Here is a 14,066-nt window from a genome sequence, read left to right as displayed (position 1 = left end):
CTCTTTATTCTGAAAACCTTTTTATATAATAATTAGCTTTTTCTTGTTTCTTTTTTAAGTCATTAATTTTTTTGTGAATGCTTTCTTTAATTTTTTCTTGAGTTCCTTCTTTTATTGAATAATTATAATTTGTCTGTATTTCATCAGTTATAGATTCTAATAATGCTCTTGAATAGAGTTGTCAGAATTCTTTTAGTAATGTAGGGTCGCTTTCTTCGCTATCCATATCATTTCAAAAAATACTAAAGATATTTTTTATATCTTTTCTTAAATTATATTTGTTTTTTAGATCTTCTAATTCTAAACGCGCTTGATTTGCTATTTGATGTTGCATATTTTTATCAGGGTTTGTTCTAATGTTATCACAAAGTTCAATATATTTGTTGAAAAACTCATTATTAAATGGATTAATAAGGGTATTATCATCTATGGTTTTGCTTAGTAGTTTTAAAAATTTTGGATTCAATTTTAAAAATAAAATAAGTATATTTTGTATTTTTATTCTAGATTTTAAAAGATCAAAGTTTTTTATTTTCTTTTCCAAATATATTGGCCGGTAGTGATTTTCAATGGGTGCTTCTTCAAATAAATCCTTAGAAATTTTGAATTCATTTGCAATTAAGGAGGTGTAGTATTTGTATGTGTCTCTAGTTTCAAATTTTAAAAACTCATTAAAATGTTTAACAAATTTTATTTTAATATTTGAGCCAATTGTTTCATAATTTTCTTTCGTTATTCCATAAAAATTTAATAGATATTTGTAAATTCAATCAATAGATTGAAGTCTTTTGTTAGTTAATTCAACAAATTCTTCAACTGTCATTTTATTAAATAATTCATCCGGATCAAGCTTTGTATTATTATCAACAACTTCTACTTTAAAATTATTTTTTACTAAATATTCCAATGATTTAAACGTAGCGTTTTGTCCAGCGTCATCGCCATCAAGAAACATTACAATTTTAGGAATTGGTTTTAATAATCGTGAATGGTTTTGAGTAAGAGTGGTTCCCATTAATGCAACACAATTTTTTATGTTTGCTTTGTGTAAAGCGATTACATCCATAAAACCTTCAGTTATAAATAATTCTTTATTTTCTATACCGATAATATGAGCACGTTCATAATTGAATAAAATTTTATTTTTAATAAAGACAGCGCTTTCCTTAGAATTAATATATTTTGTTTGATTATTATCTATTGATCTTGCGCTGTAACCTACAACATAACTAAATTCATCTTTAATAGGAAAAACTATTCTATTTCAAAGAATTGGTTTTTTAAATTCGTTACACAAGCTAGCTTCTTCAATTAAATAATCTTCATATTTTAATCTTTGCATTTCTTTTATTACGGAATCACCATTAGCAAAACCAATTTTGAAATAACCAATGATATCATTGGTTATTCCGCGACTTTGTAAGTAATTCATTGCGTTTTCATTTTTTTGTAATTCTCAATTAAAAAAAGTAGTGGCATCATTCAAACAACTTATTAATTTATATTGTTCTTGTGTGTAATTGTCGAATTCCACATCTTCTACAAAACTTGAAAAATCGCAATCAATGTTAGCTCTTATTGCAAGATTTTTTAAGGCCTCTAGGAATCTAATATTATTATATAACTCAATAAATTTAATAACATTTCCACTTGTTCCACATGAAAAACATTTAAAAATTTGCTTTTCTTGCGAAATTGAAAGCGAAGGATTTTTATCATCATGGAAAGGACATAACCCAATATAGTTACTTCCTCTTTTTTGAAGCGAAATATTCTCGCCAATAACTTCAACAATATCATTTTTATTTTTAATTTCATCGATTAGTTCGCGAGAATATTTCATGTGTCCTTTCTATTTCATGTAGTTTAGTAACTCTTTTATTTTAATTCGTTTTTGTTCCATTGTATCCCTTGAACGTATAGTAACAGAATCATCATTTTCTGTATCATAGTCAATAGTAATGCAGTAATAGGTTCCGATTGCGTCTTGTCTTCTGTATCTTTTTCCAATACTTCCTGACTCATCATATGTAGTACTAATATCATTTTTAATTAGAAAATTATATATTTCTAAAGCTTTTTCTGATTGTTTTTTAACTAGTGGCAATATTGCTGCTTTATATGGAGATAATTTCTTATCTAATTTTAATACTACCCGATCCTCATTATCTTTTTCTTTAACAAATGAATCGCATATTATTGCTAGCATTAAACGATCTAAACCCATTGATGGTTCAATAACGAAAGGTATAATTTTCTTATTTTCGTTATTTAAATAGGTTAAATCTTCTTTTGTTGCATTCATATGTGATGTTAAGTCGTAATTAGTTCTATTGGCTACACCTAATAATTCGCCTCAACCAAAAGGGAAATTATATTCAATATCAGTTGTTGCTAAGGAATAATGAGCAAGTTCTTCCTTGGCGTGTTTTCTTAGTCTGAAATTTTTAGAATTTATTCCTAAATATTTTAAAAAATCAATAGCTTTATTTAAATATTTATCAAATATATGTTTTGAATCTTTTTCTTCGCAAAAAACTTCTAATTCTAATTGTTCAAATTCTCTTGTCCTAAAAATAAAATTACCTGGAGTTACCTCATTTCTGAATGATTTACCCAACTGTCCAATTCCCATTGGCAATTTGCTCCTTGTTGCGCGGAGCATATTTTTAAAGTTTATAAATATACCTTGTGCTGTTTCCGGTCTAAGATAAACAAGAGATTTTTTATCTTCAACAACACCTTGTTTTGTTTCGAACATTAAATTGAATTTGCGAATAGGGAGTCAATTACATTTACTGCCGTCATATTCTTTTATATTTGTTTTGATTCAATTAAACATTTCCTCATCACTCATTGCTTCAGCATTGATTTTATCATCAAATTCTGATATAAGTTTATCAGCACGATATCTTTTATTATTTATTTTATTTTCAATAAGAGGGTCATTAAAATTTGAAACATGTCCAGATGTTACTCATACATCTTTATGCATTAAAATCTTTGAATCTAATAAGTAATTATTTGGTTCGCTAAGTATGTAGAATTTTTTTCATTCATTAATTATATTTTGTTTTAATAATACACCTAGGTGACCATAATCTCATGTGTTAGCTAAACCACCATAAATTTGAGAGCCTTGAAACACAAAACCCTGAACTTTTAAATGACTAATAATTTCATTTATATCAATGTTTTGACTCATATTACCACCTTTTAAGCAAATATATATTATATTATATATAAGTATATTATAGGTAAATATATGTGTATAATTTTAGGTATGGTTGAGAATAATGTTTCATATGGATGAATTTATGAGATAAATTCTGATTTAATTAAAGTAAAAGTTAGTGAATGGATAGGGACTATTAAATATAGCGAAATAACTGATTTTTCAGATATAAATATTGATAAAATTTTTTCATTAAATGAAAAAATTACTTTTAGAGTTTTGAGTGTTGATGATGCGAAAAAATCTTTTACTGCATCATTTAAAGATACACATTATAACTTTAGGAATAATGATGTTAAGTTCATTATCCAAGAAACTCAAAATGGTTTTAGGAATTTAATAACATCAATCATAAAGGAATATGATGAGTAATGTTATTGTTAAATATCATAATATTTCTGTTGAAAGTGCATTAAAAAATAATTCTGAGTATGTTCTTGAAGTTGCGAAATTAATTGATGATTATAAAATTGATGGGTTCGAATTTTTATCCTTTAAAGATATTATTTATGGATATGATAAAAAAAATTTTAAAAAAATATTTAATGAAGCAAACAAAATATTGGATGCAAATATTGAAAATATTTTAATTTTATGTCCGGTTATTGTTAAAACGCAAATTAAAATGGCGATTGATTTTTTAACAAATAAAAACGCCATTGAAAAACCTATCAATACCTTTTTTATTTGTGAAGGGGATTCTTTAGATAAAGTTTATGACATATTTAATAAATTAAATGATAAAAAGTTTATTATATTTAACATTTTATTTTCTAAGAACAATTTCCAAAATATTATCTTTAACATTTTTAATAACTCATTAATATCTTCTCAAGGAAAATATAATTCTAAAAAATATATATATTTTGGGATAAAAACATCTGATAGAGAAAATTTTTATTTTGCAAAATATAATAAATTTAATACTTTAGTTATAAATGAAAAATTTACTGAAAATTTTTCTTTCTTTTCGTATCCTATACTATTTATATTGGCAATATATAGAATAAATGTTGAAGAAATTATTAAATCTGCAGTTGAGGCGGATATCGAATTTAATGAACGTGATACTGATTTTAATGAGCTTTTAAAATATATTTGTGTTTTAAGAATGTTGAATAAAAACGTTATTTCTATAGGTTTTTTTGAAAAAAAACAAGAATCAGTTTCCAAATTTATAACCTTGATGTTTTTTAATGTTGTAAAGAAAGTTGCCATTAATTCAAGTTATAGTGATATTCTTACAACAAGTTTTCATAATACTACAATGCTAAATCATTTTACATCATTTCAAAATAAGTTATATGATTATGACATTTATGATGACATCTATAATGAAGATAATCTTGCAAACATTAAAACATTAAGTTTAAATAATATTCAACAAATTATTAAAGATTCAATATTAGAAATAAAGGGGAATTTTGGTAATACGCCTATTGTTGAGTTTGTTTTAAAGGATTCATCAAGTAAAACATTGTCCCATCTAGTTATATTTATTCAAAAATTAACATTATTTTTAAGATATTTAGATAATAAAAATCCATTTTTTTAAAAAAACGAACCATTGTTTATTTTTTTATAATTAGGAGCATAAAATTTAACAAGATTTCAAAATTCTTTTGAATGATTTTGGTGGAAAAAATGTGCTAGTTCATGTATTATTGTTAAATCGATAAAATCCTTATTTTGTTTACTTAAATTAAAAGAATAAGATATAGATCTTCTTTTGATTCAATTTTTTGCTCATAAAGTATTTGCATTTATGATTTTGATATCGTGCTTGGGAACATTCATTAATAATTCTAATTCATGTTGTTTTTTTGATATATACATTAGTAATTTATTAGCTTTATATTTTTTAATTGCTAAATCAATATTTGAGTTTTTTTGAACAATACTAATTATCTTATCATCATCAACTATAAGTTTGTTACCATCTATTTTAAAAGTATGTATTTCATCAAAAAGAACAAATTCATTTTTTGATAAATTAAGATATTTAAATCTTTCTGAAGAAATTTTTTGGGACCTATTAATAAGTTTTAATGCCGAATTTTCTAAAAAAGTAATTATTTTATCATAAGAATGGAATAAGTAATTGTAGGATAAGATGAAAATATTACCAACCTTTAGTTTTAGAGAAATATTGGATACATTTTTATTATAAAAATATATTGCATATTCAGATTGTAAATTTTCTTTATCGTAAAAGATAATAATTGATGATTTGATAGGATTTATATTTTTTTGTTTTTCTAAAAAATTATCTTTGTCTATATTGATTATTAATTTAGTTGAATCTTTTGGTAATTTCATAAAATCTCATTAAATCTTCATGATTTGCAATTTTATCTTTTATTTTGACAATTATTTCTTTATATTTTTCATCACCAATTCTTTTGAATTGAGTCTCAACCGCTGAATAAAAGTTGTCAAGGTCTTCTTGTAATTTAGTTTCTTTTGTGAGGATTACATGGTCTGGTTTAAATTTTATATTTTCTCTTGTAATATCGCAAAGAATAATCATTGAAAAAATTGGGAATGAATCATCTATTATCTTTTCAAGGTGTTCTATATGTATATCATTTTGAATTATCGGATTTTTTATTGTATATGAAATACTATTTTTAACATTTAGTTTGCTATCATTAGCATCTCCATAAATCGTACCATTTATACTTTTTACTTCTATGACAATCATTAAATCATCTCCGATTAAAATTCCATCTACTTCAAAATATTTCTTTTCGTTATTAATTTCATAAGCATATACATTAGATGGTATAAAAGTTAAATTATGCTTTGATGCATAATTTCCCATAAATTTATTTATTCTTTTTTCTGCTAATATCCCTTTTTTGCGCCTTGATGTTATGTTTTTTCTTTTTACTATAGCAAAAGTAAAAAGCAAGGTTATAATGATAAATGTAATAATTGATCCAATAATAATTCCGGCTAACATATGAATATTATAATTGAGTTATTAAAATAATATATAAAAAAAACACCCTGAAATATGGTGTTTAGTATTTAAAGTCATTTATACCCGGGAAAATTTGTTCGCTTGGTTTATTAATTTTTCAAAATTTTGTTTCTTTTCTTCTTTGTATACCTTTTTGACGTAATATTTCAAGTCTAAATCATATTTGGGTTGCTATAAAAATAGATGAATATGCACCAACAAATAACCCTATTAACATAGCTATATTAAAATTCAATTCGGTAGCATCTTTAAACATTAATAAAACTAAAACAGTGATAATTGTGGTTATAGATGTATACAATGAACGTTTAATTGTTTCGCCTATTGATTTATTAATAATTAATTTCAAATCTTCTTTAGAAATTACTTGATTTGAATATTCTGTATTAATGGTTTCTCTAATTCTATCAAAGATAACAATTGTATCATTAATTGAGAATGCCACAATCGATAACATAGCAGCTATTATAATCGGTGAAACCTCTAGTCTTAAAGCGATAAAACTTCCTATAACAAATAATAAGTCATGTAGTAAGGCTATTATTGCGGCAATTGAATAAGTTCAACGCATTCTTATTATTGTATAAACAATAATGCCTATAAATGATATACCTATTGCTAACAATGCGTTGTTAACAATTTTTATTGATTCGGATTGTGAAATTGAATAATTTGCAACTTTTAAATCTATGAATTTACTGTTTAGTATTTGTGCGAAACCATTTGATGTTTTATCATTTATAAAATCAATAATGTCTTTTGATGTTCTTATTTCAATTCCATAATTTGTTCCAGCAATATCTTTTTTGACTATTTTAATATCATTCGTAATATCAATGTTTTTATTGTTAAAAATATTGATAATTTCATTTTTTATATTTGTTGCATTTAGTGGGTTTGTTGTATTTTCTAAAGGTATATCAATATTTGGTGATTCTATTGACACAATGCTTCCACCACTAAAATCAACTGACAAATTAAATGCACCAAAAACATTTTTGTTTACTATTGATAAAATAATAAAAGCAATTAATATAATAAAAATGATTGAAAATGAAATTAGAAATAAGTAATTTGACGCTTTCACATAATTTATTTTTTTATAAAATGGAATATTATTATTTGTTACATCTTGAACTTGATTTTGTTTTTTATAAATTCCAAATAGTCATGGTCTAGTTTTTATTATTGGAATATTAACTAAAATTTTAACAAGTAATTTATTGAATATTAGCATAACTAGTAATGTGAACATTACTGAAATCATTAATGAAATAGAAAAACTTTTAACACTAATTGAACCAAAGAAAAATAAAACAAATGTAATAATTAAAGTGGTTATATTAGCATCTAATATAGAAGATAATGAAAATTTGTGAGCATTCCTTGTCGCCTTTATTAAACTATCGCCATTATAATATTCATTCTTAAGCCGTTCATATGTAATTATGTTAGCATCAACACTAAGTCCTATACCTATAACTAATGATGCAATAGTTGCTGGCGAATATTCTCCATTTAAAGCCGAAAATAAAAGTAATGTTAAGAAAATATATAAAGACATTGATAATGTAGTTATTATTCCTAATAAGAAATAGTTCGCAATCATAAAGATAGAAATTAATGTTAAAACAACAATTCCTGCAATTAATGCATGATCAAAATTAGATACATTTGAACTATTTGGAGATATTATTGAACTAGAAACAAAATCTAAATCATATTTAGCTGTTCCATAATTAATATTTAGGGCTAATTGATTAGCTTCTTCTGGTGTGAAATTACCAGAAATTTGAAATGAATTTCCATTAAGTGGTTGTTGTACCATTGCTTGAGAAATTAAGAAATCTTTTGCGTTTATGGTGTGTTTTTTAAGTATTGGTTTTAAACTAGTGTTTTGTTCACCGGTTTTTGGTGTTGGCGATTCATTAACATAAACAAAATTATATGGATTTTGTTTGGCGTTTTCTCATTCCTTGGGAAAATTAGTTTTGGCAATGTTAATAAGAGAATCTAAGTTTATTCACATTAGGATTTGTCTATCTCCAGTTTTTGAGATATGTTCAGTAGTCTTTGTTCACTCAACCTGATAACTTCCTTGATTATCTTCTCTTAGATTTAAAGAAAGATAATTACTACCGTTTGGAGCTAAAAGAGCTTTAGCACTACCGGGTTGTATTGGTGGCGCATATTTTGATAAGTTATTATAATCAATGGTATTTGATGAGTTATTTATATCATTAATATTTGTGTTAAAGAAACCATTTACAAATAAAGGTCTCATTTTTGTGTCGGTCATAACAAGTTGAGGTTTGCTTATGATTTGATTAATAAATGAATCAACTTCTCTTTCGGAAACCCCGCCATTTTTTGTTATTTTAATTTTTCCATCACTACCAATTGTAGTTTTAATGCCATTCAATCCATTTCCGCCATTTAATCTATTATTAATAGATTCAGAAACTGTTTCAACAAGTTTTTTATCAACATCATTTGGATTTGCGGATTCCTTATTAGTTACTTGAACAATAACCTGAATCCCTCCACCATATTCTATAGATTTATTAATATTTTTAGAAACAAAAAAAACACCACCAAACACTATTGAAATAATGGTTGCTATAAATGTAAAACTAAGAATAACCCATCTTTTAAAAGTGTTTAGGGCAAAAAACTTTTTGAATTTATTCATGTATAAAATATTTTAACATATAAGATATATAAAATAAACAATTTATATATTATATATTCATAAAGGAATTAATATATTCTATACCATTTCTAGTTATCTTGCGTCCTCGTGATGTCTTTATAATAAATTTTAATTGTAATAATATTGGCTCTATTTCCATTAGTATGTTCTCTTTTTCATAATTTGTGATCCCAGATATTAGATCTAGCGAGAAATAATTGCACTTATTTCCTTCGTTTAAAACCTTTAAGTACTCAATATGTTCATCATTTAATCCATACTTATAAATTCCCATGATTTTTAAATATTTCTTTATATTTGTAATAGATATCTTTTTTGTATTGTTCGCTATGCTAAAATCAATAATTCTTTCTATTAAATTGATTGCAATTCTTGGTGTATATTTAGCAAATTGAGCAATATAATAAATCTCTTTTTCTGTTATTTCTAACTCTCGATCACTTATGTAATTAGTTATTATTTGCGCAATATTATCTATATTGTAAGGTTGAAACTTTGCAATATAACCAAAACGATCTCTGAATGGTTGAGAAATTTGGTGTAATTTTGTTGTAGCTCCAATTAATGTAAAGGGTTTAATGTTTATTCTTAACATTTTGGAGTTAGTGTCTTTACCTATAATAATGTCAATTTTGAAGTCTTGCATGATTGAATACATTAACTCTTCAATATTTTTATTTATTCCATGGATTTCATCGATAAAAACAACATCATTTTCTTTAATGTTATTGAATAGTGTAATAATATCCGATTTTTTATCAAGCATAGGTCCTTGGGCATAGTGAACTTTTGTATTTATTTCTTTGCTAATAATATTTGCAAGTGTTGTTTTACCAGTTCCGGGCATCCCGTAAAACAAAATATGATCTAGTGTCTTATTTTGTTTTATTTTAGAACTTAACATAGTTTTAATAGTTTTTTTAACACTATCCTGACCAATAAAATTTTTAAATGTGTTAATTTGTTGCATTTAATTGAGACTTTTGAGTTAATAATTCAATTGCTTGTTCAACCATGCTTTCTGTATCGGATGCAGTTAATTTATCAATAACTGAATCTATTTCAAATTTCTTAAATCCTAACATTTTTAATGTTTCTACAACTTCATTGGAATTAAGGGTATTTGTATTAGGGACATATTCATTATTATTTATTAATTTTTGTCACTTATCTTGAAATTCAAATATTATTTGTCTAGCAGTTTTGTTTCCGACATATTTAAATTTAGATAATTCCTCAACATTTCCATTAGCTATAAGAAATGCAAGATTTTTTCAACCATAATTTAGCATATCAATAGCGGTTTTTGGCCCTATTCCACTTAAACCTAGTAGATCTTCAAAAAGAATTCTTTCTTTATAATCTAGAAATCCAAATAAAGCTTCTGAGTAGTCATTTTTATGTTCATACAAGTAAAGCCTAAATGTTTTTTCCTCCTCAAATCTATTGATGTCAGGTACATAAATTTTGTATCCTGTAAAGTTTGTATCAAAAACTATGTAGTTTTTTGATTTGTATTGTATTTTTCCAATTCTATATATAATCATTTTCACCTCACCTATAAATGACAAAAAAAACAAAAAAATCGTAAAAAAACAAAAAAATATGAAAAAACCAGGATTTTTCCTAGTTTTTGAGTCGTTAATTCATTAATTAATAAAATTTAAATATAAAACAATGCATTAGGTTTTGTTGGTGATGTTCAAAATTTATAATAAAAAAACCAAAGTCTTGGTTTTTTACTCTATTTTAGCTCCAGATTCTTCATTTAAAGGATATGCAACATGCACATTTGTAATTTCGTTATTATTATTTAATTCAAACAACAATACAGCAGGACCAGTTGTTATATTTTTGGTGATTTTAATTCCTTTACATGTTAATGTTATTCTTGTTGACATTGTATCTGGTGCAACACGAGTTTGCCCAGGGCAATAAATGTAAGGGTTACCTTTTTCTTTATTTAGGGCGCCACCAATTGTATATTCTGTTTTCACCCCAAAATTTCCACCTAAAAAATTCAATTGTTTGTAACTTTGAATATTTGAAGCCGACTTTATCTCGTTGTCTTTAGGGGATTTTGGTTCTTCTATTTTACCTAATTTATCTAGTTTTAACTTATTATTTTTTAAATATTGTTCATTATTATTTGATGTCTCATATATAAATAAATTATCAGGATTACCATTAAAATCTTTAATAGTACCATTGCTTCTTCATGATGGAGCAAAATTAATATCTATATTATTGTTTGGTACATTATATACTTTTTGATAGTTGGAATTATTAAACATACGTGATTGACCATATGGTTTAATATCTTTTGTTTTAAAATTCTTATATTCAGTACCTGTTGAATCAGTCATAGTTGTAAAAGTTAAATCAGAAAATATATCTGAACCAGCTTGATAATAAACAGATTTTAAATCAGGATTTTCCAAGTAATTTTTAATTAAAGTTCCACCATTGCTTGTTTTAATTGTTTTATTTTTTTGTTCGCTTTGTTTTATGATGACCTTATTATTATTTTCTAAAACATAATGATATATAACTTTTAGTGTATGCGCTTCATTATCTGGTATAAAACTATCGATTTTTATACTAATATGTTTCTCAGTATGTAATTTATCATCATAAAAGTTTTTATTATCTAGTTTGAATGAAATATTGTTTTCATTTGCGGCATTAGAAGGTTCAATTTCTGAATACATGCCATTAATTATTTCTCCACCATTTAATAACCCTAATTCTATGGCCGTATCAATTATTTCGACGGTTTCTTTAAATTCGTTTTTGAATTCATTAATATTTATTTTAATAGGTTTTTTAATATTAGATTGTTTATGTTCAATTATGAAATGGGTTGTTTTTTGTCCTGACATATCATTATCTATATCCGCTTTAGAAGAATCTAAAGTGATTAATAGCTCATTATTTAATCTATTATTTAGTTCACTATATAGATTCATTATGTTATTGTCAGTTGTGTTTCTTACAAGTTCATCAAAAGTATTATATTTAACATTTTTAGGCAATTTTGATTTGTCATTTGTTGTTAATGTAATATTACTTGCTTGCTCAATAAAGTTACTTATTAAATTATCGGGAGTTGTAAAACCATTTACGAGAATTTCGAATTTATTGTCAATTTTTTCATTTGTTGTAGGATTAACGATTGTTGAAATTTTTATTTCAACTTTTTTATAACCTTCTTTTATATTGTTTGTTTCTGTTAATAAAGTGACATCAGTTTTATTAGGATCTATTTTGTTATTTTTTAATAATTCATTGATATTTATATTAATATCTTTTTCTAGAGAACTTAATGATTTATCATAATTAATTTCACTTGATAATTTTGCTGTTGATTTAGTTTTTATTTCTTGATCTTTAATTTCTTTAACAATATTAATGAAACCATTTCTTATTGTTTCAATTTTATTTTCATTACCAAAACCCGTAACCTCAAATACTAGATTTTCATGTATCTTTTTATTATCTTTATCAGAAATTTTTAAAGTTATTTTTAAAGAGTTTGAATTTTTTTCTTGACGTTCAATTAAAATATTTGTTTTAGTTTTATCTTCATAATATGGAATATTTAATTTTATATCATTTTCCAATTCTTTAATGTCTTGATACTCAAAAAAATCAACGCCTAATTTGTCAAATTCATGAAGTTGTGTTTTTACAATTAGTCTACCTGAATTTGATAACGATTGTATTTGTCCTATTAAAGATATTCTTGCGCTAGGAACGTTTAATAAGCTAGGATTAATAATGTCTTTGAACCCAGTTACTAAGCATTCTTTTGTAAAAGTATTTTGGTCATTTTTATTTGTTAAACTTATCAATATTCTTGCAGAATTATTATTTTTATTTGTTTGAAGCAATGTGTATGTAGCATCATAATCATTTGGAACCAATTCAGAATTTTTTCTAACGATTTCTTTCATTATTTCTTCTACAACTTTATTATTAGATTCTAAATCGTTAATATTGTAATTAGAATTATCTATCATATATGTCTTGACTTCATCATTAATAAAAGTATTTTCCACTGGTTGGTATACACCTTTAAAAGATAGTCCGCCTATAATTGCTCCAAATAAAATAACTGGTGATATAGCTGCGGAAATTAACATTAATATTTTTTTTCATTTCTTTTCATGATGTTCATAAGTTTGTGGGTATTGATTGTTAGGGTTAAATTCTGTGCTAACAGTCATTGTTTGACTAGGTAGAATTGATGGTAATGCTAAATTAGTTTGATTATAAGGAATTTGGCTAGTATATTGATTATTTATTTGTTGTGGCTGTGGTTGTGGTTGTTGAAAACTACCATTTTGATAACCTAATGGAGAAGCATTATTATTAACGGGTTGTTGAGCATAATTATTAAATTGGTTTTGATTATTATTCATTGCCTGTTGCTGATAATTATTGAATTGATTTAGATTATTAAATTGATTTTGATTATTATTCATTTGATCAAAATGATTACTTGTGTTTTGTTGCATAACATTATCTTGTTGTGATGCATTAAAATTGTTTCAAGTTTGATTATTATTTAAATTTGCATTTTGATCTTGTTGACTATTTTTATTATTATTTTTTTTATTAAAAAACATAATCCTCCTTAATATATTATGAGTAATTTTTGTTGAAATTTACTGAATATTTCATAATATAACTAAATTTTAACATTAATATTTTTAATAAATTAAAAATAACAAAAAAGCATATTTTTAAGTCTTTTTCTAAAAAAAAAAAAAAAAACAATGAAAAAGTGTTTTTTCAACAATAAAGCAATATTTTATAAAGGAAAAATCACTTTTATGTATTTTGTTTAAATAAAAAATCACCAAACTTTAAATAGGTGAATTAAAAAAATGTCATATCAAATAATATTTTTATGCACTATTATATGTTGGTTATAATTGATTCGCTATCAAATATAAATTTTGCCAAAACTTTTTCTAATCCGTCATCAGAATCTTTAAATAATGACGGAGACATTGTATTTAATGTTGCTTTCTTTAATATTGATATCCCTTTATATTCAAATTTAACTAATCTAGATAATTTCACTAATCAAAAGATAATTCATTTTTAAGTATTTTAATAAGTAA

The 14,066-nt window shown here is 24.5% G+C and carries 11 protein-coding genes; 2 read left to right on the top strand and 9 right to left on the bottom strand.

Translation table 4 applies throughout. The annotated features are described in order from the left end of the window. Positions 1-4 precede the first annotated feature (4 nt). Both dnaG and T380_RS0100535 read right to left on the bottom strand, forming a co-directional pair. Complete coding sequence (gene dnaG / locus T380_RS04200) at positions 5-1,843, bottom strand: DNA primase (RefSeq protein ID WP_051599925.1); 1,839 nt, start codon at positions 1,841-1,843, stop codon at positions 5-7. 9 nt (positions 1,844-1,852) lie between these two features. Further along, entirely contained in the window at positions 1,853-3,205 is a 1,353-nt protein-coding gene (locus tag T380_RS0100535; RefSeq protein ID WP_027334019.1) for a glycine--tRNA ligase, read from the bottom strand. A 60-nt stretch (positions 3,206-3,265) separates the two neighbouring features. Here T380_RS0100535 and T380_RS0100530 point away from each other — a divergent pair, with 60 nt between their 5' ends. Together T380_RS0100530 and T380_RS0100525 are read left to right on the top strand one after the other, a co-directional pair. Continuing rightward, a complete protein-coding gene (locus T380_RS0100530; RefSeq protein ID WP_027334018.1) occupies positions 3,266-3,607 on the top strand; it encodes a S1 domain-containing protein in 342 nt (113 codons plus the stop codon). Continuing rightward, the gene (locus T380_RS0100525; protein WP_027334017.1) at positions 3,600-4,790 is read left to right on the top strand and encodes a hypothetical protein; all 1,191 of its coding nucleotides are present in this window, start codon (positions 3,600-3,602) and stop codon (positions 4,788-4,790) included. The genes T380_RS0100530 and T380_RS0100525 overlap by 8 nt, the downstream gene beginning before the upstream one ends. Here the strand turns inward: T380_RS0100525 and T380_RS04440 are convergent. From T380_RS04440 to T380_RS04325, 7 genes are all read right to left on the bottom strand, one after another. Next, positions 4,787-5,554, bottom strand: a complete 768-nt coding sequence (locus tag T380_RS04440; protein ID WP_051599922.1) for a YgjP-like metallopeptidase domain-containing protein — start codon at positions 5,552-5,554, stop codon at positions 4,787-4,789. The genes T380_RS0100525 and T380_RS04440 overlap by 4 nt on opposite strands. Further along, positions 5,529-6,200, bottom strand: a complete 672-nt coding sequence (locus T380_RS04190) for a nuclease-related domain-containing protein (protein ID WP_051599921.1) — start codon at positions 6,198-6,200, stop codon at positions 5,529-5,531. Before T380_RS04190 ends, T380_RS04440 begins: the two co-directional genes overlap by 26 nt. 61 nt (positions 6,201-6,261) lie before the next feature. Beyond that, a complete protein-coding gene (gene secDF, locus T380_RS0100510) occupies positions 6,262-8,913 on the bottom strand; it encodes a protein translocase subunit SecDF (RefSeq protein ID WP_027334016.1) in 2,652 nt (883 codons plus the stop codon). A 49-nt stretch (positions 8,914-8,962) separates the two neighbouring features. Then, on the bottom strand, positions 8,963-9,904 hold the full coding sequence (gene ruvB / locus T380_RS0100505) for a Holliday junction branch migration DNA helicase RuvB (protein ID WP_027334015.1): 942 nt from the start codon (positions 9,902-9,904) through the stop codon (positions 8,963-8,965). Further along, positions 9,891-10,481 (bottom strand): Holliday junction branch migration protein RuvA, encoded by a 591-nt coding sequence (gene ruvA, locus T380_RS0100500; RefSeq protein ID WP_027334014.1) that lies wholly within the window; start codon positions 10,479-10,481, stop codon positions 9,891-9,893. The genes ruvB and ruvA overlap by 14 nt, the downstream gene beginning before the upstream one ends. 192 nt (positions 10,482-10,673) lie before the next feature. Continuing rightward, entirely contained in the window at positions 10,674-13,565 is a 2,892-nt protein-coding gene (locus T380_RS0100495; RefSeq protein WP_027334013.1) for a hypothetical protein, read from the bottom strand. 292 nt (positions 13,566-13,857) lie between these two features. Next, positions 13,858-14,025 (bottom strand): hypothetical protein, encoded by a 168-nt coding sequence (locus T380_RS04325; protein ID WP_156930182.1) that lies wholly within the window; start codon positions 14,023-14,025, stop codon positions 13,858-13,860. Positions 14,026-14,066: the final 41 nt, after the last annotated feature.

The sequence above is a fragment of the Mycoplasma elephantis ATCC 51980 genome (assembly GCF_000687815.1).
GTDB lineage: Bacteria > Bacillota_I > Bacilli_A > Mycoplasmatales > Metamycoplasmataceae > Mycoplasma_H > Mycoplasma_H elephantis.
This window is presented reverse-complemented; position numbering and strand designations above follow the sequence as displayed.